This window comes from Noviherbaspirillum cavernae (assembly GCF_003590875.1).
Classification (GTDB): Bacteria; Pseudomonadota; Gammaproteobacteria; order Burkholderiales; family Burkholderiaceae_D; genus Noviherbaspirillum; species Noviherbaspirillum cavernae.
Window position 1 is genome coordinate 1 of record NZ_QYUN01000003.1, and the last position, 24,123, is coordinate 24,123.

19 protein-coding genes and 2 pseudogenes are annotated in these 24,123 nt (G+C 60.8%); 9 read left to right on the forward strand and 12 right to left on the reverse strand.

What is annotated here, in order from left to right; translation table 11 throughout:
* Both D3870_RS18535 and D3870_RS22400 read left to right on the forward strand, forming a co-directional pair.
* On the forward strand, positions 1-209 hold a 209-nt coding region (locus D3870_RS18535; protein WP_119742364.1), incomplete at its 5' end, for a DUF2237 family protein.
* A 324-nt stretch (positions 210-533) separates the two neighbouring features.
* Positions 534-743, forward strand: a complete 210-nt coding sequence (locus tag D3870_RS22400; RefSeq protein WP_158590508.1) for a hypothetical protein — start codon at positions 534-536, stop codon at positions 741-743.
* A 335-nt stretch (positions 744-1,078) separates the two neighbouring features.
* On the opposite strand, the gene D3870_RS22165 is transcribed toward D3870_RS22400, so the two are convergent.
* The 5 genes from D3870_RS22165 to D3870_RS18565 all read right to left on the reverse strand — a co-directional run bounded on the left by D3870_RS22165 (position 1,079) and on the right by D3870_RS18565 (position 9,349).
* Positions 1,079-1,651 (reverse strand): hypothetical protein, encoded by a 573-nt coding sequence (locus tag D3870_RS22165; RefSeq protein WP_147375851.1) that lies wholly within the window; start codon positions 1,649-1,651, stop codon positions 1,079-1,081.
* Between the two features lie 274 nt (positions 1,652-1,925).
* Entirely contained in the window at positions 1,926-3,605 is a 1,680-nt protein-coding gene (locus D3870_RS18550) for an Ig-like domain-containing domain (protein ID WP_119742368.1), read from the reverse strand.
* A gap of 397 nt (positions 3,606-4,002) precedes the next feature.
* A complete protein-coding gene (locus D3870_RS18555; RefSeq protein ID WP_119742370.1) occupies positions 4,003-6,831 on the reverse strand; it encodes an Hsp70 family protein in 2,829 nt (942 codons plus the stop codon).
* Between the two features lie 2 nt (positions 6,832-6,833).
* A complete protein-coding gene (locus tag D3870_RS18560) occupies positions 6,834-8,759 on the reverse strand; it encodes an Hsp70 family protein (protein WP_119742372.1) in 1,926 nt (641 codons plus the stop codon).
* Positions 8,756-9,349 (reverse strand): DUF2760 domain-containing protein, encoded by a 594-nt coding sequence (locus tag D3870_RS18565; RefSeq protein ID WP_119742374.1) that lies wholly within the window; start codon positions 9,347-9,349, stop codon positions 8,756-8,758. The genes D3870_RS18560 and D3870_RS18565 overlap by 4 nt, the downstream gene beginning before the upstream one ends.
* A gap of 311 nt (positions 9,350-9,660) precedes the next feature.
* On the opposite strand from D3870_RS18565, the gene D3870_RS18570 reads away from it, so the two are divergent.
* Both D3870_RS18570 and pncB read left to right on the forward strand, forming a co-directional pair.
* Complete coding sequence (locus tag D3870_RS18570) at positions 9,661-9,978, forward strand: DUF2471 family protein (protein WP_119742376.1); 318 nt, start codon at positions 9,661-9,663, stop codon at positions 9,976-9,978.
* 29 nt (positions 9,979-10,007) lie between these two features.
* A complete protein-coding gene (gene pncB, locus D3870_RS18575; RefSeq protein ID WP_119742378.1) occupies positions 10,008-11,198 on the forward strand; it encodes a nicotinate phosphoribosyltransferase in 1,191 nt (396 codons plus the stop codon).
* Between the two features lie 381 nt (positions 11,199-11,579).
* Here pncB and D3870_RS18580 read toward each other — a convergent pair whose 3' ends face one another.
* The 4 genes and pseudogenes from D3870_RS18580 to hmpA form a co-directional block, all read right to left on the reverse strand.
* The gene (locus D3870_RS18580) at positions 11,580-13,154 is read right to left on the reverse strand and encodes an arylsulfatase (protein ID WP_119742380.1); all 1,575 of its coding nucleotides are present in this window, start codon (positions 13,152-13,154) and stop codon (positions 11,580-11,582) included.
* 48 nt (positions 13,155-13,202) lie between these two features.
* Complete coding sequence (locus D3870_RS22405) at positions 13,203-13,346, reverse strand: hypothetical protein (RefSeq protein ID WP_158590509.1); 144 nt, start codon at positions 13,344-13,346, stop codon at positions 13,203-13,205.
* A 126-nt stretch (positions 13,347-13,472) separates the two neighbouring features.
* Positions 13,473-13,865, reverse strand: coding sequence for a DUF1622 domain-containing protein (locus D3870_RS18585; protein ID WP_119742382.1), 393 nt, complete (start codon positions 13,863-13,865; stop codon positions 13,473-13,475).
* A gap of 321 nt (positions 13,866-14,186) precedes the next feature.
* A pseudogene (hmpA, locus tag D3870_RS18590) lies at positions 14,187-15,401 on the reverse strand (NO-inducible flavohemoprotein); the annotation flags it as partial.
* Positions 15,402-15,551: 150 nt separating this feature from the next.
* Between hmpA and D3870_RS18595 the strand changes: the two are divergent.
* The 3 genes and pseudogenes from D3870_RS18595 to D3870_RS18605 all read left to right on the forward strand — a co-directional run bounded on the left by D3870_RS18595 (position 15,552) and on the right by D3870_RS18605 (position 17,153).
* The gene (locus D3870_RS18595) at positions 15,552-15,752 is read left to right on the forward strand and encodes a hypothetical protein (RefSeq protein ID WP_119742385.1); all 201 of its coding nucleotides are present in this window, start codon (positions 15,552-15,554) and stop codon (positions 15,750-15,752) included.
* A gap of 101 nt (positions 15,753-15,853) precedes the next feature.
* Positions 15,854-16,447: pseudogene (locus D3870_RS18600) on the forward strand (IS3 family transposase); the annotation flags it as partial.
* A complete protein-coding gene (locus D3870_RS18605; protein WP_147375853.1) occupies positions 16,398-17,153 on the forward strand; it encodes a hypothetical protein in 756 nt (251 codons plus the stop codon). The pseudogene D3870_RS18600 and the gene D3870_RS18605, both read left to right, overlap by 50 nt.
* Here the strand turns inward: D3870_RS18605 and D3870_RS18610 are convergent, their stop codons facing one another.
* A complete protein-coding gene (locus D3870_RS18610) occupies positions 17,154-17,411 on the reverse strand; it encodes a hypothetical protein (RefSeq protein WP_147375854.1) in 258 nt (85 codons plus the stop codon).
* A 128-nt stretch (positions 17,412-17,539) separates the two neighbouring features.
* The gene (locus tag D3870_RS18615; protein WP_119742391.1) at positions 17,540-18,232 is read right to left on the reverse strand and encodes an SDR family NAD(P)-dependent oxidoreductase; all 693 of its coding nucleotides are present in this window, start codon (positions 18,230-18,232) and stop codon (positions 17,540-17,542) included.
* Between the two features lie 239 nt (positions 18,233-18,471).
* Between D3870_RS18615 and D3870_RS18620 the strand changes: the two genes are divergently transcribed.
* Positions 18,472-20,691 (forward strand): HDOD domain-containing protein, encoded by a 2,220-nt coding sequence (locus D3870_RS18620; RefSeq protein ID WP_242490099.1) that lies wholly within the window; start codon positions 18,472-18,474, stop codon positions 20,689-20,691.
* A gap of 39 nt (positions 20,692-20,730) precedes the next feature.
* Positions 20,731-22,911 (forward strand): putative bifunctional diguanylate cyclase/phosphodiesterase, encoded by a 2,181-nt coding sequence (locus D3870_RS18625; protein ID WP_199710859.1) that lies wholly within the window; start codon positions 20,731-20,733, stop codon positions 22,909-22,911.
* 103 nt (positions 22,912-23,014) lie between these two features.
* Here D3870_RS18625 and D3870_RS18630 read toward each other — a convergent pair whose 3' ends face one another.
* A complete protein-coding gene (locus D3870_RS18630) occupies positions 23,015-24,097 on the reverse strand; it encodes an aromatic ring-hydroxylating oxygenase subunit alpha (RefSeq protein ID WP_119743126.1) in 1,083 nt (360 codons plus the stop codon).
* Positions 24,098-24,123 lie beyond the last annotated feature (26 nt).

Here is a 24,123-nt window from a genome sequence, read left to right on the forward strand (position 1 = left end):
GCAACGATCTGAGCACGCCCGTGCCGGAATGGGGATTCCCGGGATTGAAGGAGGGCGATCAATGGTGTCTGTGCGCGCTGCGCTGGGCGGAAGCGGCGGACGCAGGCGTCGCGCCGCCGGTCGTGCTGGAAAGCACCAACCAGAGCGCGCTCGACATCATTCCGCTCGACGTGCTGGAGCAGTTCGATTACCGGCGCAACATGCCTTGATCCGCCTTGCACTTTCGCTGCAGGAATGACGATGAAGAAAATGCCGGGTTGGATGCTTGCACTGCTCCTGATTCTGCTGCTTGGCGCGGCCTTCTCCGCGCTGTACCTGACCTCGCTGTTCGAATCGTGACGCAGGATTTCCATGCGCCGCCGCTCTTGCAAACATGGGAGCGGCGGCGATATCACACGATCATTTCCGCGTGTGAGCATCGACCCATGCCGCGTACGCGATCATGTACTTGTTGAGGAATTCGAGCGTGCTGTCGTTGCTCATCTTGCCCTCCGCATTGAACATCGCCGCAGCGGTCGAACTGGTCGGCCGCCATGCCGATGTCCTTCAGCGCGACCGGCGCGCGACATGCGGCCGTGGCGCAGCGTCGCCGGCAGCTGGAGAAAGACGATCATGATATGGAGCTCGCCACCATTTCCGACATGTCGTCGATTGGCTGGTTTGCCAGGTTGCGCAGCGCCACGTCGGCGCACATCAGCGCCATCACGATGGTGATGATCACCGAGCCCGACGAATGGCCGTAGGCTTCGTTCGTGTTCAGGCATGCAATGCATGCCAACCAGTCGCCGCAACAGCCAACACGGTAGGTTGGGCTGCAAAGCCCAACATCCAGTGACATCAATCCGGCAGATATCGAAGATCGACTATCGCGGACACGTCAGTATTTCACTTTCAATTCGATGGATTCGAAAAACTTCTTTTCCTATCACATCCGGGAGCGCGACGGAGGGTACGAATTGTCCGGCTATCTCACTATTTGGGAACGTTGGGCTTTGCAGCCCAACCTACCTTGCTTAGCCAACGATTTCAGTCATGACAGTTCCTCGTTTTCAATTCTTGGATGTTGTTCGGTTGTCGTTCATTGCTGCGCGGGATCGGGGTAGATCTGTTGGATTCTTTGTCCGTCAAATCTCCTTTCACCGCTGGGCACCGGTTTGTACATGTCTTGCGGCTTTCCTTTTGTCCAAGGCTTCCCATCCCAAGGCCATATCACAAAGACATAGAGCTGCCGGTCATTGCAGACAAAATGGATATGCAGGTTCTCCAGGTTCTCGGGGAGCCGGTTGCGCAGATCAACCCGGTCTTCCAGGATTTCGCCGGTATCCTTGATCCGCCACTTGACGTAAAGAAATTCACCGCGTGGCAGGAAACCATTCAGGTTGCCACCTTTAAACGCTTGTCCCAGCCTGATCCGCTCACGCTCTGGCGCAAAAAAGACTTTCTCCAATTCGCCATATTGGTAATCAAGCACCTCGATATCAGGACTATCTTGGGAAGCATTGAACTCGATTGAATAATGTAGAGCCACCTTATTTCCTCCTGTAGCACAAGCTGCCAAACACAAAATGCCTATGGCAAGAATTGCCTGTCGAATTTCAATTAAAACAATTAAAAGGGTCAGCTTCGATTTACGTTTGCACTCACCACTCATTGCCTCTCCTCTTCAGCACGGTAGGTTGGGCTGCAAAGCCCAACATTAAATGACATCAATCCGGTAGGTATCGAAAATCGATCATCGTGGAGCCCGATGGTATTTCACTTTCAATTCGCCTGCTCCTAAAGGAGTTCTTGCCAATCGCATACAAGCAATGCGACGGACGGTACGAATGGTCTCGCTGTTTCGATATTTGAGAATGTTGGGCTTTGCAGCCCAACCTGCGTTACTGCAGACGCAAGGGCATGCCGATGGCATGCCCTCCACACCGTCAATCGAACCGATTGACCCAGATGTTGTCCCGCGTTCCGTCATTCTGCTGCCACACCGCCAATGCATTGCCGCTGGCGTCGATGGCAATCTGCGTCAGGCCGGCGTGCTCGTCCTTGCGCGACTGGATCGGGCGAGCCGTCCTCCATCCCGTTGCCGTTGCGTAGCGGCTGCCCCAGATGTTGTTTCGCGTGCCGTCGTCCTGGGTCCACACCGCCAGTGCGTTGCCTGCGGCATCGAAGGCGATTTGCGGATTGCTGGCGTCGCCGCCGTTTTCGGTCTCGAGCAATTGCGCGGTACCCCATCCCTTCCCTGTCGTGTAGCGGTTGGCCCAAACGTTAACGCGTGTGCCATCGGATTGGGTCCACACTGCCAACGCGTTGCCGCCGGCATCGATGGCGATTTGCGGATCGAATGCGTGATCGGCATTGTCGGTTTCCACCAATTGCGGCGTGCCCCAGCCGCTGCCTGCCGTGTAACGGTTACTCCAGATGCTGTATCGCGTACCGTCGGATTGCGTCCACACCGCCAGGGCGTTGCCTGAGGCATCGAATGCGATTTGCGGAAGGCGTGCGTCGCCCGCATTGCCGGTTTCAATCAATTGCGCCGTGCCCCATCCGGCCCCGACGGTGTATCGATTGGCGCGGATATCAATTTGCGCGCCGTCGGATTGCTGCCACACTGCCAGCGCATTGCCGCTGCCATCGATGGCAATGCGGGGGAACAGGGCATCACCTGCATTGTCTGTCTCGATCAATTGCGCCGCGCCCCATCCGGTTCCCACCGTGTAGCGGTTGGCCCAGACGTTGAAGCGGGTGCCGTCGGACTGGGTCCACACCACCAGGGCATTGCCTGCGGCATCGAAGGCAATCCGGGGATCGTACGCATCGCTTGCGTTGTCGCTTTCGATCAGTTGTGCGCTACCCCATCCCGAGCCTGCCGAATAGCGGTTGGCCCAGATGCTGAAGCGGGTGCCGTCGGTCTGGCACCACACGGCAATCGCATTGCCGCCCGCATCGATGGCAATGTGGGGAACAAAGGCACCGCTGGCGTTGCCTGTTTCGATCGCCTGCGCGCTACCCCAGCCGCTGCCTGCCGTGTAGCGGTTGGCCAGGATGTTGAATCGCGTGCCGTCGGACTGCGACCACACTGCCAGCGCGTTGCCGCCTGCATCGACGGCGATTTGCGGATCGCGTGCGGTGTCGGCGTCATCGGTTTCGGTCAATTGCGCGGTCTTCCACGCGCCATCGCGCGTGGTGAAAGTGAGCGAGCGGGTGCCCGCGAGTTTCTCGCCGCCGGTGCCGGACAGCGCGGTGTTCACCTGCAACGTATAGCGCGTCAGCGGTAGCAGTTGCCGCGCCGGCGTGAGCGTGATCTGTGTCCCGGCCACGGCGAGCGTTGCCGGAACGTCGAGATTGGCGCCGCGCAAGCTCACGTTGGCCGCGGTGGCGGTGGCGCCGCCGAGTCCGGCCGAGAACAGCAGTTGCGGCGCGACATCGCGCGCCACGTCGGTCGCGCCATCGGCCGGCGTGCTGGCGCTCACGCTCATGGTCTTCACGGTCGGGGCGATGTCTGTGTTGCTGCTGCCCGAGCCGCCGCATCCTGCCAGAAGAATGCTGGCCGCCAGGCCGATGAAAGTGGCGTGCCGCAAAGTAGCGGACACAGGGTGGAATGTCGTCATGTGGGATCCTCGTTGCAAGAGGCCGTTTCAATATTTGCAATTTGCCTGGAACTCGTGAGGCGAGTTCCGAATTGCCGGCCTGCGCGGAGTGTGGGTGAATGGCACTTACAGATGGCTTACATATGACGAACTCTGCTTACGGATGGTGCGGCGAGCGCGGGCATGCCGCTGTGCGAGTAAGGCGGATGTGTTGTTGTCGATGCGTTGGCCGGGACCATGACCTGCATTGACCACGACACTGCAACGGCATGAATTTGACGAGTTCGTCACTCGAATTCATGAGTTCTGCATTGAACAGCAGGTTCGGCCTGAACTTGCACTCGTACTTCTGTTCCTGAATGGCCCGCCATTCTGCGCGCTCTATCTGACATCGTTGCTTCAATTCCGAGCCGGCGCGTCAGGCGATCAGCTTCAGTCCCGGCGGCAACGACTCTCCCAGCACCAGCCGTTCACTCGCTTCATCGAGCTGCATCGGTTCGCGCACCATGGCGATCCAGATTGCGGGCGCGCCCGCCGCTGCCAATCGCTGGATGACCTGTTCGCGCAATTCCAGCGGCAGGTCGCGCGCGCGGTCGCCTGTCATGCGCGCCAGATAGGCGGCGGCGAAGGCGGCAGCCTCATTGCGCTTCCAGTTCAGCGCGAGGATCGCGGTCAGCCATTCTGCGCCGACTTCGGGCGGCACGACATCGTGTGCGCTGCCGTAAAACGGCTGGCGCGCGCCGATCCGGCCGGTTGCCCACAGGATTCTGCCGGCGAGCGCATCCTTGTCCACCGATGGAGATTGCTGCAGGCGCTCGAACAGCCATGCGCCGATTTCGCTCTTGTATCCGGCGGGGATGCGTTCCAGCGAGGCGACGAGTCGCAGCATGTCGTCCTCGCTGCCGCTCGCCAGCGTGGTCGGGCGCGGTCCGCTGTCCTCTTCACTGCCTTGCACGTTGAAGGCGAAGTCGTTGAGCAGGCGCAGTTGCGCTTCTTGCTGCAAGCCGCCGGCGACGCGCCGCCACAGCGTCCACCATTCCGCATTGACGCGGCTGTCGTTGCCGTATTGCACGCCCGTTTCGTACAGCGGCCACAGTTGCGCGATGCGCCAGTCGTCGAGCGGATAGCCGAAGCCGGGACGCAGGCAATAGCCGATGAGATTGAGCCAGAGGCGTTCATGCTCGGCCGAGCGGCGTCGGCCTTTCGCGCGTTCCCACAGCAGGTCGAACAGTTTGCGCAACAGCGGCGTATGCCAGCGTTCGCGGCTGCCGAGCAGTTTTTCCAGGCGCGTGCGGAGTTGCGTGACTTCCTTCGCCTGCACTTTCTGTGCGCGTGTGCCGAAGATGCGGTCGATTTGCGCCGCAGCGTCCGCGAAGCGTGGCGGCAATGCGTATTGCTGCTCGTCCTGCTCGGCCTGTGCATCGCGGTCGCGCAACTGGAATTCCAGCAGCCAGCGCCGGCTCGGATCTGTTGTGCTGACGCAATGCATTTCGAGCGTGCCGACTTCAGTCAGCGCGGTGGCCAGTTGCACCGGGATATCCTGTTTGCCGCCAGCGGTGTCCGCTTGCAGCGCGGTCGCGATCGGCGGCAGACGTGCAAAATCACCATGCGCGAGATCGACGATATCGCCCAGCCTGGGCGCTGTCTGATTGATGGCATCGGCCGTCGATGAGATGAGGTGGAAGCGCACCGGTTGTCCGACGCGCAGCGCAAATACGCGATCCGTGAGCAGGATTTCATGGCCTTCATCGCTGCCGCGCGGCAGGATGCAGATCGCGCGCTGCGGCACATCCTTTTCTGCATCGCTTGATGCTTCGAGCATGAGGAAATAGCTGCGCGGCGAGCCGCCGCCGATCCTCGGCGCGAGTCCCTTGCGGGCGAGGGTATAGGCGACCGCGCCGCGCGCCACCGCGACGTCCGGGTTGTCGTTGTGCAGCAGCCGCAGGGGCGCGCCGCGCCACTTCGCCAGTGTGTCCTGCAGGCGCCGCGCCAGTGCATCGGCGCGGAACACGCCGCCGTTCAGCAGCAGGGTGTCTGGCAGCGCGCCTTCGCTTGTCGCGTGCTGCATCAGGAAACCGGCAAGATGGCGCGTGACTGCCGCATCGCTCGCATAGGGCAGACCGAATTCGACGATGCCGCTGCGCCTTTGCCGCGCTGGCTCGTCCGCCGCAACCATGGGGAAAAAACCGTCGACGATGGTGCGCTCGACTTCATCGCGCGTCAGTTCCACCGAGCGTGCGCCGCCGATCACGCGCGCGCCCGCGCCGAGCAGCGTCACGGTCGTCTTGTCCGGCGCATTGGCGGCGAGCAATTGCTCCTTCGCGGCACGGCAGCGTTCCATCAATTGCGACAGCGCGCCGGCCGACAGGCGCGCCGCGCCTTCCTCTCCCGCCATGCGCGACTCGGCGATGTGCGCCAGCACCAGATCCATGTTGTCGCCGCCCAGCATCAGGTGCTTGCCGACGCCAATACGTGTCAATTCAGGTGTCAGTTCCGGTGTCAGCTGCGGTTCGCCATCGCGCAATGCGACCGTGATCAGGCTGAAGTCGGTGGTGCCGCCGCCGACATCGCACACAAGGATCAGGCGCGTCTGCGCCAGCTCCGCATCGAGCGTCTGCCGATGGCGGAACAGCCAGTCGTAGAACGCCGCCTGCGGTTCCTCCAGCAGCCGCAGGGTCGGCAAGCCGGCCTGCGCCGCCGCCTTGACCGTCAATGCGCGCGCACCTTCGTCGAACGATGCCGGCACGGTCAGCACGATGTCCTGCAGTTCCAGCGGCGCGTGCGGAAAATGCATGTTCCACGCCGCGCGCACATGCGCGAGATAGCTCGCGCTGGCATCGACCGGCGAAATCTTCGCCACATCGTCCGCCGCGCCCCACGGCAGAATGGGCGCGAGCCGATCGACGGCGGCATGCGAGAGCCAGCTTTTCGCGCTCGCCACCAACCGGCCCGGCACCTGAGCACCGAGCTTGCGCGCCAGCCGACCGATCACGACATTCTCAGTGTCGCCGCCCGCGCTCCACGGCAGCCGCAAATCGTCGCTGACCAGCTCGCCGGATGCAGGGTGATAGCGCAGCGAGGGCAGCAGCGGCGCTGCCTTGACCTCGCCGAGCGCCACCAGTTGCTCGATCTCGAACAGGCGAACCTCGTCGCTGCCGGCGTCGGCACCGTCGCTGGCCCTGGCGTCGGCATAGGCGACCACCGTATTGGTGGTGCCGAGATCGATGCCGACCGCGTAGCGCTTCATTGCTATCCGGCCTGGCCGCGCACGTTGAATTCCACCTTCCAGCGTTCATGTCCGGTGCGCGGCACGGCCGACAATTCCAGCGTGCCGGCTTCCGTTACGCGCGCGTGCAATTGCACCTGCACCACTTCGCCCGCCTGTCTCCCTTCGGCCGGCAGGGTCGCCTGGATTTCATCCAGCTCCTGCAATTCATCCGCCTGCCACGATTCCAGCATCGTGCCGATCTGATCCTGACGCCGCACGGTCGAGCCGAAGAAGCGGAAGTGCACCGGCTCGCCCACCACGAGCCCGAACTCCTGCGCCTGCAATTCCGCCTCGGTGCCTTCCTCCATGCCGAAGGGCGCGACACACAGCGCCTGGATCGGTGGCTCGATGCCGGGGATGGCCGGCATGGCCGACTCCACCGCGACGTAATAGGCGCTGGCGGTGCCGCCGCGTATGCGCACGCCCTTGCCGCGCCGCACATGGCCGTAGTACGACGCGCCGCGCGCCACCGCCAGGTCGAGGTCGGCGCCCGCCAGCATGCGCGCCGGCTGCGCGCCCTCGGCGGTAAGCCAGCGGTTCAGCGTGGCCAGCGTGCGGTCGGCGAGGATGGTCGATTTGAAGATGCCGCCGTTGAACAGCACGGCGGTCGGATGCAGAAAGCTCGCGCCCGGATCGGCCTGGCCGCCGAAGCCCTCCAGCTCCGCGATGGCGCTCACCTGCCGTCCGAGAAAGCCGGCGAGGTGGCGCGTGATCGCGGCATCCTGCGCGAACGGCAGACCCAGTTGCGTGAGACCGGCGCGCGGCCGCACGGCGGGCCGCGCCGATGCTTCCACCTGCGGGAAGAAACCTTCCAGGATCGTCGCCGTGACTTCCTCGCGCGTCAGCTCGGTGCGGATCGAACCGCCGATCAGTTTGGAACCGCGACTCGGCACGACGATGGGCATGGCCTGCATTTCGGATGCCGACAGCAGGCTCTCCTTCGCCGCGCGGCAGGCATAGGTCAGCGCGCGCATCTGCCACGGATCGAGCTGGGTGCCGGCGGCGGCGAGCTTGCGCGCCACCACGTGCGCCAGCGTCAGGTCCATGTTGTCGCCGCCCAGCAGGATGTGGTCGCCGACCGCGACGCGGTGCAGCTCCAGATTGCCCTCGCGCTCCACCACCGCGATCAGCGAAAAGTCGCTGGTGCCGCCGCCGACGTCGATCACGAGGATGATGTCGCCCGGTTTCGCTTCCTTGCGCCAGCCGCCCTCGCTGCTCAGGATCCAGTTGTACAGCGCGGCCTGCGGTTCCTCCAGCAGCGTGAGCGAGTCGAAACCGGCGGCGCGCGCCGCTTCCGCCGTCAGCTCGCGCGCCGCCGGATCGAACGAGGCGGGAATCGTCACCGTGATGTCCTGTGCGCGAAAGGGCGCGTCCGGATACGCGTGGTCCCACGCATCGCGCAGGTGCGTCAGGTAGCGCACCGAGGCGTCGAGCGGCGACACGCGCGACACATCCGGCGGCGCGTCGCTTGGCAGGATCGCCGCCCGCCGGTCCACACCGGGATGGCAGAGCCAGCTTTTCGCGCTCGACACCAGCCGGATCGGCGTGGTCGCGCCGCGGCTGCGCGCCAGGTCGCCGACGATGTGATGCTGCCCGCTGCCCCACGGCAAACTCAATTCGCCCGGCGCGAATTCATCCGCATGCGGCAGATACAGGAAGGAAGGCAACAGTGCCTGCACCGCGATTTCGCCCGGTGCCGACAATTGCGGCACTGTGAGCACGCCATGCACGCCATGCACGCCATGCACGCCATGCACGCCATGCACGCCATGCACGCCATGCACGCCATGCACGCCATGCACGCCATGGCTGGCCGCCTCGTCGTCGTTGCCGGCAGTATCGACATACGCCAGCGCGCAATGCGTCGTGCCCAGATCGACGCCGATGGAAAACCGCCGCCCGCTCACAGTTCCACCTCGGCCGGCGCCAACACGGACGCGTCGTGGCTCTCGACCAGCTTCGGCAGACGCACCTCGGTCACGCGCCAGCCGCGATGGCTGATGCTGCCGTGAAACGGCGGCTTGCCGGCGACATTGCCGGTCAGGCGGATGGCGGCGGCGTCGAAGCCATCGTTGAGCGTGATGCGGCTGCCCTCGCTTTCCTGCCGCACCGGCGCGATGCTGAAGTGTTCCTGCAGCACCTTGCGGCAGCCGTCATGCACCAGCCGCGCCGCCGCGCCGATGTCCGCATCGGAATAGCTGGTCAGATTCTCCTGCGTGAAATCGATCAGGCGGCCGTCGCGCTGCAACAGGCCGAGCAGTTGAAGCGCGGCGTCGGGCGAAGCCTCCTTCAATACCGATGGCGGCGCTTGCGGCGGCACTGGCGCTGGCGCTTGCGATGATGCAGCGGGCGGCGCTTCCTCCGCACGGCGCAAGCGCTCGACGCCGGCGGCGAATTCGCCGCTCGACAAGGTGCCGAAGAATGCGCCGAACGCCAGCCCGATGCGGCGCAGGAAGGAGGGCGTTTCATGGTTCGGATCGGGCCTGGAATTGTTCATTGTCTGCTCCTGTGGTTCATTGTCTGCTCCTGTGGTGGTCCGCGCAGCGATGCTGGCCGGCTCATTTTCTGACCGGGATTCAGGAACATTGGTTCGTGGCCGTATTGACAACGCTGGCGCGCAGGCCGTCAAAAAGATGTATTGACGGCAATATCTTGCGAATTTGACTTGTCGTCACGCAAAGAAAAAATGACGCACGAACAAGATTCGAAGTACATCAACACGACTTTTGACGCTTTCCAAGCTTCACGATTTTGTTTTCATTTATACTGTACAACCATACAGTAAATCGTTGTAAAAAGAGAATTTCGATGAAAGGCTTCGACGGATACAAGCTCTACAAACTGCACGCCGTGAAGGAACGGCTCGCGCTCGCCGTGAACACGATCGTCGAGCGCCACCGTACCGCCGGCGACGTGCTGACGTGGCGGCTCGTGCATCAAATCGAGAGCGAGGCGCTCGACATGCTGATGCAATCGCGCGATCTCGACGTGGAATACATCCGCATGGTGCGCTCCTCGCGCTGGGGCTACGTGCCGCGCGTGGACGAGCCGGCCGACCTGGAAACCCACGACGAGCTGCCGGTCGCACTTACCCTGATACAGCACGCCTACCACACCTCCCATTAGCGACGCGCCAGCGAACGCAAGGATCACGCATGGAACCCGTCGTTCGCAGTCTGCTGGAAAACGACCTCTACAAATTCACCATGTGGCAGGCGCTGCTGCACAGCAATCCCGGTGCGCACGCCGAATACAGCTTTGTCTGCCGCAACACACCCGCCTTTCCGCTTGCCGAACTGGCCGCCGACGTCAGTCGCGAAATCGACGCGCTGTGCGCGATGCGCTTTCGCGAAGACGAACTCGACTACCTGCGCAGCCTGCGCTTCATCAAGAGTGACTTCGTCGATTTCCTCTCGATCTTCCGCTTCCAGCGCCGCTTCATCGAGGTCGAGGCGCAGGGCGACACGCTGGCGATCCGCGCGCTCGGGCCGCAGGTGCATGTCATGGCCTTCGAGATCTTCGTGCTCTACATCGTCAACGAACTCTACTTCCGGCGGCTGACGACCGCCGGCACGCTCGACGAAGCGCGCCGCCGCCTGCAGGCCAAGATCGACGCGCTCGACGCTTTCGGCAAGGAACCGCCCCGGCGCAGCCCCTTCGATTTCTCCGACTTCGGCCTGCGCCGCAGGCACTCCGGCGCCTGGCACGACGAACTCGTGCGCACGCTGAAATCCAGGGTGCCGCACTACTTCAAGGGCACCTCCAACGTCTATCTCGCGAGGAAATTCGATCTGGTGCCGATGGGCACGATGGCGCATGAGTATCTGCAATCCTTCCAGGCCTTCGGCGTGCGCCTGCGCGATTTCCAGAAGGCCGCGCTGGAAGCCTGGGTGCAGGAATATCGCGGCGACCTCGGCACCGCGCTGACCGACGTGGTCGGCATGGACGCCTTCCTCGCCGACTTCGACCTCTATTTCGCCAAGCTGTTCGACGGCCTGCGCCACGATTCCGGCGACCCGGTGGTATGGGGCGAAAAGGCGCTCGCGCACTACGCGCGCCTGCGGATCGATCCGATGACCAAGCGGCTGGTGTTTTCCGACGGACTGGATTTTGCTACCGCGTTCCGCCTGTACCGCCATTTCGCCGACCGCACGCTGACCGGCTTCGGCATCGGCACCAACCTCACCAACGACACCGGCATCGCGCCCCTGAACATCGTGATGAAACTCACGCGCTGCAACGGCCAGCCTGTGGCGAAACTGTCCGATTCTCCCGGCAAGATGCTGTGCACGGACGAGACGTTTCTGGCGTATCTGCGGCAGGTGTTCGGGGTCCGGAATTCATAGGCGCGCTCGGCGTGTCTGATCCCAACACGCATCGTAGTGGAAGGGACATTTGAACGGGTTAAGTAAGCTTGCATCAGGCAAAAGGCAAGTCCTGACCTCGTTCCTTTAACAAGCACGTGCGTGCGCCAACCGCAAAGACGACGCGATGTGCTTAAAGCTTGTCATAGCACGCGCTTAGTTGGGATGGGACGGCGGAGTACATCGCCGCACAAAGATTGCGCTGTGTGCGAAGGTCGCGGTTCTCTTCAAGCTGGGGAGCGCTGGAACACCCGGCCAGCATAGTGAGAACAATCAAAATAGCTTTGCCCATGTCGACTCCTGTTGATTCCCATGCGTTGCGTTTCCCATGCCCGTATGTAGCGGGCATGGATAAACGGTACGTCAATTGCTGCTTCCGTGGGGATTGGTCATTTTGCTCATTGCGTTTTCGATGGCCTTCTTCATGCTCAAGGTGTCGGCACCCTGTGACGGCGGGAACTCTTGCATGCTTTTTAAGTGTGCGGCAAGGAAAGGCCCGGCGGCCGTCGGTGCCCATAGCTTGGAGGCGAAGAACTTGCGACCGACGTAACCCCACTCGTGCGACTCCGGGTCCATCTTTTCCATCGGGTCCATCCACAAGTTGAAGACGTAGGGCACGCTTGGGTACGCCTTTTCATTCCACCAGCTGCCCTCTTTCTTCACGCCGATATGCATCTTCCAGTGATCCACGCGCACCGCCATCAGATCGGTTTCGTCGTAGTAGAAATATTCGCGGCGTGCGGACTTCTTCGACTCTCCGGTCCAGTGATCGATGTTGTTGTAGCCGTCGAGATGCACCTTGTAGGTCGTGTCGCCCATCTTGACGCCTTCGATAAGCTTTTCCTTCAAGTCGGGCAAGCCTGCGGCGGCAGCCAGCGATGCGTACAGATCCTCGTGCGCCTGGATTTCATTGGACTTGCTCCCGGCCGGAATCTTGTCTGGCCAGCGTGCCAGACAAGGCACACGCACGCCGCCTTCCCACGTGGTGCCCTTCTCGCCGCGGAACGGCGCATAGCCGCCATCGGGCCACATCATTAATTCGTTGCCGTTATCCGTGGTGTAAATCACGATGGTGTTGTCAGCGATGCCGAGATCGTCCAGTTTCTTCAGAATGGCACCGACATGCTCGTCGTGCTCGATCATCTTGGCGCGCACCACGTCTTCTTCCGCGCGCCCTTCGTCCACGGCCATCTGCACATACCTGGGTTGCGGGTGTGACCAGATATGGATCGCCGTCGAGTTGAACCAGACGAAGAACGGCGCGTCGCCCTTGCCGACCTTGTCCATCCACGTCAGCGTTTCCGTCAGTACTTCCGAGTCGAAGGTCTTCATCCGTTCGCGCGTGAGCTTGCCGGTGTCTTCGATTTTCTGCTTGCCGACACGGCCGAACTTCGGATCTTCCGAGGGATCGTCCTCGTCCGTGGCCCAGGTGTGCAACACGCCGCGCGGGCCATAGGTCTTCAGATACTCCGGATTTTTCTGTCCCGGATAATCGAGCTCTTCCGGTTCTTCTTCCGCATTCAAGTGATACAGATTGCCGAACCATTCGTCGAAGCCATGCACGGTCGGCAGAAATTCATTGCGGTCGCCAAGATGGTTCTTGCCGAACTGCGCCGTCGCATAACCTTGCGTCTTCAACACCTCGGCCAAAGTCGGATCGACCTTTTGAATACCCCGTGTCGAACCAGGAATGCCGATGGTGGTCATGCCGGTACGTACCGGCATTTGCCCCATGATGAACGCGGCGCGTCCCGCCGTGCAACTCGGCTGACCGTAATGATCGGTAAACAGGATGCCTTCTTCGGCGATGCGATCGATATTCGGCGTGCGTCCCATCATGCTGTTGGTATAGGCACCCACATTCCACATGCCGATGTCGTCGCCGAAGATGACAACAATGTTCGGCTTTCCTTGCGCTTGCTTGTTTTGCGTTGCCATGCTTCCTCCAATTGGACAATAGTGCTGCGGTAAAAGATCACTGCACGATCACCGGCGGAATAACCAATACAACCCCGTTGCTCCCAGCACGATGACAATTCCACTGATGAGATCAATTGCTAGCTCGGTGAGCAACTTCGACTGGATCAGGTAAATGCTGAAGCGGTTGATGGTGATGCCGAAACTGATCATCGAAATCGCCGTGCGCAACTACGCCAGATAAGTGCGCTCGTTTGCCAATTGCTCGGAAACGTACGATTTGGCTTCGGCGACGGCCGTCGATCCGGCACTGTTCGACACGACATTCTCCATAGGCACTCAATATTTTTGCTCTCGCAAACTTCGATCATGCGTCCCGGCTTCAACAGGCGGCATGCGACGTTCCATGTATTTATCCAGATCGCGGTCCAGAAAATACGTAAGGAAAGTTCGAATCACCGCCACCGTGGCAAGCTTGCCAAGATCGTCCCAGGTCGGCGCCACCAGTGTGTCGACGATATCCGTGCCGAGCTGAAAAGTCAGTGCCGCAATCAGCCAACGGGCAAACTTGATGAACACCTCGCGCAACCGGGCGCCTGACACATCTTTATTCACCACGGTGCCAACAATGGCAATCAACGCTTCGATGGCACCAAAAGCAATGAGCACCAACGCGATTGCGCCGAGGCAAAGCGAGATGAAAGCCGCGGCTTGATGTACGAAATCTTCCACTCGTCGTCCGTCACATGGTTATCGGATGAGATACCAAAACGGCTCGTTTGATCACGAGCCGCAATCGACGCTAAATCCAGATGTCTGTTTTATGTTACGGCTCGGAGTGAAAAACGCTATTGGACCTTAGGCCAACTTGGCGGGTGGGATGGGAAGAAACTTGGGAACATAGGGTCAGGTCGTGCCTGATGCGAGCTTGACCTGTTCAAATGTCTCGTCCACTACGATGCGTGTTGGAATCGGGCGCGCCGATCGCGTCTATGAACTACGGACCCCGCTGACCCCGGTCCCGCAATCCGAGCGCTTCCCACCGGCTTCCTGCTATTCGGCAAATAGATCCGGGCCGAACACTTCGTAATGAATACGTGCCTCATGGATGCCGAGACTCTTCAGTGCATCATGCTGCATTCGCATGAACGGAATCGGACCGCAGATGTAGTAGTCGGCGTCAGGCAGCAGGATGGATTTCTCGATCTGCTTCACATCGACCAGGCCCGGATAGTCATAGTCCCGTCCCCGGACATCTTCAGGCAGCGGCTGATCATAGAACACAAAGAGGTCAAAGTTTTCATAGGTTTTCGCCGCCTCGCGCAGCCGGTCGCGCATCGCGTGTACCGAACCATTGCGTGCCCCATGAACAAAGACCACTTGCCTCGGCGGGGCCTGCAACACCATCTTGAGCATGCTGACCATCGGGGTCAGCCCAACGCCGCCGCTGATCAGGACAATGGGTGTCCTGGCGTTCACATCGATATGGAAGCTGCCATACGGCGCAGCCAGCCTGACCTGATCCCCGACATTGATGTGATCGTGCAGCAGGTTCGACACATAGCCCGGTGGCTGCGTCCCGCCACCTTCACGTTTGACGGAAATGCGATAGCTGCGCCCGTTTGGCATGTCCGACAGACTGTACTGGCGAATCTGCTGCAAACCGAGTGCAGGCACATCGACCGCAACGCTGGTGTATTGACCGGGTTCGAAGTTCAGCACAGGGCCGCCATCGACCGGTTCAAGAATGAATGACGTGATCACGTCGCTCTCGGGGCGCTTCTCGCGAACAACAAAGGTGCGCCATCCTTTCCAGCCACCCGGTTGTTCCGCAGAACGCTCGTATAGCTCGCTCTCCATGCCCATCAGGACATCGGCCAGATTTCCATAGGCTTGCGCCCAGGCCGAAATGATGTCGTCGGTTGCGGCGTCGCCCAACACTTCCTTGATGGCGGCCAGCAGGTGTTCCCCAACAATGGGGTACTGTTCCGGTTTGACGCCGAGACTCGCATGCTTGTTGGCGATGTTATTCAGCACGGCCATCAGGCTGCTCGGGTCCTCGATATTCTCCGCATAGGCGTAGACCGCCCGTGCCAGCGCCTGCTGCTGCTGGCCCTGTTCCTGATGGGCCATGTTGAACACGTTCTTCAATTCGGGATGTGCTTCGAGCATGCGTTTATAGAAGCACTTGATGATGTCGTAGCCGTGTTCGGCCAGAACCGGTGCCGTGGCCTTCACGATGTCCTTCGTCTTCTGGGTCAACATAGTCGGTCTCCTTTGCTCGGTGCGGAGGGCGCCAAAGCGGGAAGGCTAGACGGCGGCCTACCTCGTCGCTTTGATCAATGTCAAGTCTAAGCAGGTTGACAGAAGTTCTTTGACCCAAACTGACTTCATGGACTTCGGCAGGAGGAAGTTGCCATGACAGGAACAAGCTTGACTGTGGCGGAGCAACGACGGCTTTCGGAAACACTGCAGCATACGCACGATGTGCGCTTGTATCGGCGCACGCTTGCCGTACTGGAATGCGGTCACGGCAAGGGCGTGGTGGAAGTGGCGCAAACGCTGCGCGGGACGCGGCAAAGCGGTCGAGCGCGGGGTCAGGTCTTGCCTTTTGCCTGATGCGAGCTTGACCGGTTCAAATGTCCCGTCCACTACGATGAGAGTTAGAAGGTGAAGTCACCGAACGAGGCCATCCGGTCGCCGAAGTGGCAAGCAGGCTGCCTTCCGTAATGGCACCGATCCATTTGCAGCAGCAATTCGATGTCGCCCAGCCGAACCGCGTTTTGGGAACCGATATTACGTACATTCGTACGCATGAAGGTCGGCTGTTCCTGGCTGCAGCGATCGATTTTTTTTCTCGTCAGGTCGTCGACTGGTCGATGCAGCCGCACATGGATCGTGAGCTGGCATTGAATGCCTTGCTCATGACAGTGTGGAGAAGACAGCCAACGGAAACGGTCATCGTGCATTCGGATCAGGGCAGCCAGTTCAGTAGTTATGACTGGCAGGATTTCCTCAAGGCGCACAAGCTGAAAGCCAGTATGAGCCGGCGTGGGAACCACCATGATAATGCGGTCGCGGAGAGCTTCTTCCAGTTGCTCAAGCGCGAGCGCATCCGGCGCAAAATCTGCAACAGCTGGGACGAAGTTCGACGGGACGTGTTCGACTGCATCGAGATGTTCTACAACCCAAAACGTCGTCACGGTTACAACAACCGGCTTTCGCCGGTAGACTACGAGAAGCAGTACTTCGAGAAACTCGCTCGTGTCCAGGATACTGGGGGCGATTCAAATCGTGGTGGACGGGAAATTTGAACCGGTTAAGCTCGCATCAGGCAAAAGGCAAGACCTGCCCCCCGTTCCTTGCATGCAGAATCGAACGCAATCTGGAAAGAGCAGTGTGAGCGATATGAAACAGAAGGAAGACGCTTCTTCCATAAATCATCAAAGGCGTGGAGCAGGAGAGAAATCAACTCTAGCGTTTAAGTGGGCCGTCATCATTTTTGCGGCCCTATCTGTCATTGTGCATATCGCTGCAGAACTACTGGACGATACAAAAGGCGGCGCGGCAGTTGCTCACTTTTTTACAGAGTGGATGCCATTCCTCAAACGTGCAGCCATGAACAAGACTGAACACATTGTTTCGCATCAGATTTATTTTGGGGCAATGATAGTCGTTGGCCTGTTGTCAATGGCATATCCGATATTCATTGAGTTTTTTCATCAAGTGAAAGTTCGCAAATTTACTAGGTTCTTCATGTTGAATTTCCTGATTGGTTTTTCAGCGATATGTTCCTTATTTCTGTTCACGTTTTTTCTGCTGATTTACTACCCAATTAGCTGGACCACTACGGGTATTAAAGGGAATGTATTTCTCTCCCTCTATTGGCGTCCCATTTTCGGCGGCGGTGCGGTATGGAGTGTGGCAGTTTTCTTTTGGGTACTAGCTATTTATCTGATTAAAGCTACGATTTCTCTGGTTGAGAAATCAGTCTTGCCGAGTAACCAAACTGAAGAGTAGCTATGACAACAATGGTAATTCCGCCGAAAAACGAGCGGCATTGAAAGTGGAACTTTCTCCCATCAGAAACGAGGAAGTTTTACATGAAGAAGGCGCGATTTTCGGAAAACCGGATGGTGCCAGGTTGATGTGAGCAACGCCGAGCATGTCTTCGATTGCTGTGCGTTCGAGCGAGGTAGTGGAAGCTCTTGCGACGTTGTTCACGAGTCCGTAAAACAGTGCGGCTTGCGCCAGTTCGTCGATTGTCGAGCGTGCCATGGCGTGCTCGGCGAGGATGAAGATTCGGCGAAACGCGAATGCAGTTGCATGCACGCGATGGAAAATCGTCCGAATCTCGCCCTGCACCGGCGCCTGCCGACGCCGCTACTCAGTTACACGCCACCGCCTCAGCTCAATCCCGTCACCGGAATCACCGCGCCGTGCACCGCCGATGCATCTTCCGATGCCAGAAAGCGCATCACGTTGCCAAGCTGCGCCGGCGTGACCCAGCGTTCGAAATCGGCGTTCGGCATGTCGCGGCGGTTGGCTTCGGTGTCGATGATGCTGGGCGCGACCGCGTTGACGTTGATGCCATGTTCGCGCAGTTCCAGCGCCATCGATTCGGTCAGGCGCGCGACGCCGCTCTTGGCCATCACGTAGGCGCCCATATTGGCCTTGCCTGAGTTTGCCGATGCCGCCGCGACGTTGATGAGCTTGCCGCGGCCGGCGGCGATCATGCCGGGCACGACGGCGCGTGATGCATTGATCAGGGTCGCGACATTCAAATCCATCATGTGCCGCCAGGTCTGGTCCGGCGTGGCGTGGACGTCGGTACCCATCGTGAAGCCGCCGGCGATGTTGCACAGCACATGGGCGGGGCCGAGTTTTTGCAAGACCTCCGACAGCGCCTTTTCGGTGGCGTCGGCATTCACCAGATCGACCGCCACGCTGGTGCGGCGGTCGCCGGACGGCGGCAGCGGCGCGCTGGGCACATCGACCAGCACGAGATGCGCGTCAGCGGACAGGAATGCATCGGCGACGACGCGGCCCAGGCCGCCGGCTGCGCCGGTGATGACAATGATGCGAGAGTTGTTGGACATGGTGACCCTGAGGGAAAAGGTTGGAATTGCCGCGCGGTGCATGGACGCCGGCGCGGGCCGTTCGAGTTTACCGCAGCAGGACGAACGGTTGACTGCGGTGTGTCGGTGTTGTTCTCGGGAGAGAATTTGTTGCTGCCGAAACGTATTGCGTTGCTCGACGGTATTCTTTGATATTATGATAACAACCAAAAGTTACCATAATAAGAGAAGGGGGATATCAATGCTGCATACGACAGCCGATGAAGGCGCGCGTGCATGGCCTCGGCGTGCGCGCGCGCAAGTACGGGAGTCCGACAGGCCTGCAGCAGGTTGCCATGGCCGCTCATTCCGTTAGCGCGGACCTCCGCAGCCGGCTCGCGGTGTCTTTGCCCGCGCTGCCGCAGATGCTCCTGAAGCTGATGGAGTACTGCCAGTCCGACGACATCGGGATGGATGCATTCGCCGGACTGATCGCCAAGGATGCCGCGATGACCGCCACGGTCCTGCGTGTCGCCAACAGCTCGGCCTATCATCGCGGCAGGCAGTCGTCGGCGAACCTGGAACAGGCGCTGATCGCCATCGGCAGCAACATGGTCAAGACGATCCTGATCAGCGAATCGGTGTCGCAGGTATTCGCGAATTTTTCCCGGGCCGGCAGCACCGACCTGCGCGGTTTCTGGAAGCATGCGATCACGGCGGGCGTCATGGCGCGCCTGATTGCCGCGAAGATGGACTATCCCTTCGTCGAGGAAGCCTATCTCGCCGGCCTGTTGCATGATGTCGGACGGCTGGCCCTGCTCGCAGCCGCGCCGGCGGACTATGCAGACAACTTTCATGCGCCGGAGGACGACAATCTGTGCGCGGTCGAGGAACGTGCGTTCGGCATCACGCACGCGGAGGCCGGTGCGTGGATCATCGAAAGCTGGCAGCTCGATTCCTTCATGGCTGACAGCGTGCGGTATCACCACGAACCGGCGGTGCGTATCGAAGCCGCGCATCCCCTGATCCGCATCATCAGTCTGACGCATCATCTCTGCACTCAGGGCCAAACGGACCGCGTTGCCGCTGTCGCCGGCGCGCTGTGCGGCCTGCATGCCGGCGATCTCGACACCATCGCAGAGCGCGCGCAGGCGGAGGTGCGGGAAGCGGCCGAATATCTGGGTATCGACCTGAACGCAGCGGACGAGGCGCGGCCCGTTGCCGTGCCACCGCCGGACCCGGTGCAGTTGCAGCTCGGCCAGCACGTGCAAAGCCTGTCCATCATGTCCGAGGTCGCGCGCACCTTCGCCGAGCATCCGGAGCAATCGGCATTGCTCGATGCGATATCGCAGTCGGCGCGCATCCTGTTTTCCTTCAAGGACGTGGCCATTCTGCTGGTGGACAGCGCCGAGCAGGAGCTGCAGGCGGCAGCGACCGACGGCCACCGCCAGCGCCTCTCCAGTTTTGCGATTCCGCTGGGCGCGGGCGGGCGCATCGCCGACGCGGTGGCGCAGGAGCGGCTGGCATACATACGCCGCAGCCAGGATGCGCTCGGCATTTTCGAAGAGCAGTTGCTGCGCATTCTGGATGCCGGCTGCCTGCTGTGCCTGCCGCTGACGAATCGGCGGGGTTGTGTCGGCGTGCTGGTCGGCGCGCTCGATGAGCGGCAGCTGGATGATCTGCGCAAGCGCGAGACGCTGCTGCATGCATTCGCCTCGCAGGCGACCGCGGCCCTCGTCAAGGGCATCGGTGCGCGCACCGCTGCAACAGACGGACTGGCCAGCCTCGCGCAGGAATACCGCGATGCCACACGACGGGTTGCGCACGAGGTGAACAATCCCTTGTCGATCATCCGCAACTATCTGAGCGTGCTGGACCGCAAGCTGTCGCGCCAGGAATCGATCGACACGGAAATATCCATTCTCAACGAGGAAATCGACCGCATAGGCCAACTCGTCGACGGCCTTGCCGACTTGCAGCCGGCGACGCAAGACGGGACGGCGGACATCAATGCCGTCATCAACGCCATGGTTCGTCTGTTCAGGGATTCGGAGTTCGCGCCTGCATCGGTGACGATTGCGGCGCGCACGCCGGACGAGCGCTGCGAAGTCGCGGGCGGCATCGGCAGCTTGCGCCAGATCTTCATGAATTTGCTCAAGAATGCCGTCGAAGCGCTGCCAGATGGCGGCGAGATCGAGATCGTCAACAACGGCTTGATCAACTGCGACGGACGTTTGTACGTCGAGGTGCTGGTGAGTGACACGGGAAGCGGCATGCCGGCGGAAGTGATGGCAAATCTGTTTCTGCCGACCAGGAGCAGCAAGGGAAAAGGTCATCAAGGCCTCGGCCTCAGCATCGTCAAAGGCCTCGTCAAGCAGATCGACGGCCGGATCGGCTGCCGCAGCAGCGTGCTGGGCACGACTTTCGAAGTATGGCTTCCGGTACTCGGTCAGCCTGAGCGGGTGCAGGGCGCACTCATGCCGATCCAACATAAGGTCTAGGTCACCATGAGCCAACTGACGTCGCGCGATCACATGGCAATGAACGCGCTGCTGAATTCGCCGAGTGCCGCCGCAGGTGGCGAGGCACGCGGGAAAGCGCGCCTCCTGCTGGTGGACGACGAGCCGCGCCTGCTGCACAGCCTTGCCGGGTTGCTGAAGGAATTCAACTACGATCTGGCCACCGCGGCCGGCGGCAATGAGGCGATGGCGCAACTGTCCGCATCGCACTTCGATCTGGTGCTGCTGGACCTGCACATGCCCGACGCCGGCGGCAACGAGGTGATGGATTTCATCGCCGCCCGGCGCATCGACACCAACGTGATTGTTGTCAGCGGCGAGACCAGCATCGACGCCGCGATCGGCGCGTTGAAGCGCGGTGCGTACGGGTATCTGCGCAAGCCGTACAAGCCGGAAGAACTGCTCAATACGGTGTCCAATGCGCTGCAAAAACGCGCACTGGAAGCCGACAACCGCGCGATTGCCTGGCGTCTTGAATGTTCGGAGCGCTTGTACCGCTACCTGGTGGACAGCTCGCCCGACATCATCTACACGATCGATCCGGATGGGTGCTTCACCTATGTCAACGACAGGGCGCAGCAGCTGCTGGGCTTCCGGCGCGAAGAGCTGATCGGGCAGCATTATTCCGTGCTGGTCCATGACGACGATCTGGAGCGGGCGCGCTACGTCTTCAACGAGCGGCGCACCGGCGACCGCGCCTCGCGCAACGTCGAGCTGCGCCTGAAGTGCCGTCACATGAACGACAGCAAGCGCGTGTTCCAGAACACCTTGCTGACGATTTCATTCAATTCGACCGCCATGTATTCGTTCGATGCGCAGCAGAACCGGAAGGAATTCTTCGGCACCTACGGCATCGCGCGCGACATTACCGACCGCAAGCAGGCCGAGATGCAGCTCTCGCACCAGGCGTATCACGACATCCTGACCGACCTGCCGAATCGCACCCTGTTCAGGGACCGGCTCGACCTTGCCATCATCCATGCGCAGCGCAACAAGGCCGGACTGGCGGTGATGTTCGTCGATCTCGATCACTTCAAGTTCGTCAACGACACTTTAGGCCACTTGAAGGGCGACGAGCTGCTGCAGAAGGTGACGGCGCGCTTCAAGGAGGTGCTGCGGCGCGGCGATACGCTGGCGCGGCTGGGCGGCGACGAGTTCACGCTGCTGCTGCCGGACCTGCGCGACAGGCAGGATGCGGCGCTGGTGGCCGACAAGTTTCTGCGATGCCTGGAGCAGCCGTTCGAGCTGGACCGCCAGGAAGTCCATGTCTCGGCCAGCATCGGGATCGCGATCTATCCCGAGGATGGCGAGACCATCGACGATCTGCTGCGTCATGCCGACATCGCGATGTACCAGGTCAAGGGCGCCGGCAAGAACGGCCACAGCTTCTATCACAGTTCGATGCAGGAAGCGTCGTATCAGCGCATTGCGCTGGAGCACAGCCTGCGCCACGCGATCGAGCGCGGCGAGCTGGAAATGTACTACCAGCCACAGGTCGATGCGCGCAGCGGCGCAATCATCGGCGCCGAGGGGCTCATGCGCTGGAACCACCCGGAGCGGGGCTTGCTGACGGCCGGAGAATTCCTGCCTTTTGCGGAGGAGAGCGGCCTGATGTTGCCGATCAGCGACTGGATGATCGGTGCCGTCTGTCGCGACCTGCACGAATGGAATGCGACAGGCTGTGAACCGGCAAGAATTTCGATCAACCTGTCGCCGCAATATCTCGAGCGCGGCGATTTTGTCAGAAAACTGGATCAGGCGCTGCAGCACTACGACATCGATGCCTCGCAGATCGAGGTGGAGATCACGGAGAACATCTGCATACGCAATCCCGAGCATGCGATCGAGCAGTTGAACCAGCTGTGCGAACTGGGCGTCAGTGTCGCGATCGACGATTTCGGCACCGGCTATTCATCGCTCGCGTATCTGCATCGCTTTCCGATCAGCACGATCAAGATCGACCAGTCTTTCATCAACGAGATTCAACGCGACAACGGTCACTACCCGGTCGTGCTGGCCGTCATCTCCATCGCGCGCGGCCTCGATTTCAACGTGATCGCCGAAGGCGTGGAGACCGAGTGCCAGTCGCGCTACCTGGCGCAGGCGGGTTGCAGCATGATGCAGGGATATTTGTTCCACAAGCCGATGACACGCTCCGAACTGGCGCGCACGATGGGAAGGAAGGTGCCGCGCGTCGCCTGAGCTTCGCGCAGCGTTTTCCTGCGATGGTCGGTGCTGTGCAAAACCCGGCACAGCGCAGGTGCCTGTGCTGTGCCCCGCGCCGAGCCATTGCGCAGACGAATGCTCACGCCGCCGGCTGATTCTGCTCCCCGATCAGTTTGGCTATGATGCGGCGCGCGCGATTCGCGCCGACGTCCACGTGTATGTCCATCCATGTCGCGCGCTCGCCGAAGCGCTTCATGTTGGCGTACTGCTTCTCGATGATCACGCGGTCTTCGTCGAAGGTGAACTCGATCTGCTGCAAGACGGTCGCGATCGTTTCCGGCATGTCGGGATGCCTGTTGCTTGCCATGCTCCAGAAGTAATGCGTGGTCGTTTCGGTTTCCGGCGTGATGCCGTGCAGGCCGCGCAGATGGAATCCGCCGCGCTGCGGATCGTCCAGCGCGCCGGTGCCGGGCTCGATCGCGCCGGTCCAGATGCTCAGATGGTTGAGATTGAACTCGATCTCCTGCCAGCGGTCGCACGTCTCCTGGAAGGGCCATGCCATCTTGTACGACGGCGGCGGCGGCGTGCCAGGCATGAGGCGCACCACCCGCACCGTTTTCTCGTCGCTGCTCACCTGCATCTCGGCGGTCATGTGCTGACGCGCATTGCCGCCTATCGTTTTCAGATGCACGTAGCCAAGGTGGCTGAGGTCGAGCAGGTTGTCATGGATCAGCTGGTAGGGCGCATCATAGTGATACACGCCGCCGCCGAACTTGTATTTCGGATCGTCGTGATGCGGATAGTCGGGCGCCTCATGCGTCGGTGCTCCGCCGGCCTCCTTCGGCATCCAGATCCAGAGAATGTGATTCTTCTCCGATATCGTGTATGACCTGACCTTTGCCTTCGACGGAATCTTCTCCTGTCCGGGAATCTCGATGCAGGCGCCATGCGTGTTGTACAGCAGACCGTGATAGCCGCAACGCACGCCGTTCTTCTCGACCGTTCCGCAGGACAAGGGCACCGAGCGATGGCAGCATCGGTCTTCGAGCGCGGCCGCCACGCCGTCGCCGGTGCGGAACAGCACCACAGGTTGATTCAGGAGGGTGCGCGCGATCGGCTGCTCCTTCAATTCCCACGAAAATCCTGCCACGTACCATTGGTCCAACGGGAACGAGGTTTCCTTCTTCAGGGCTGACAAGGGTACTTGGGTCACGGTATTCATCGCTATCTCCTTGGTTGTCATGTTCG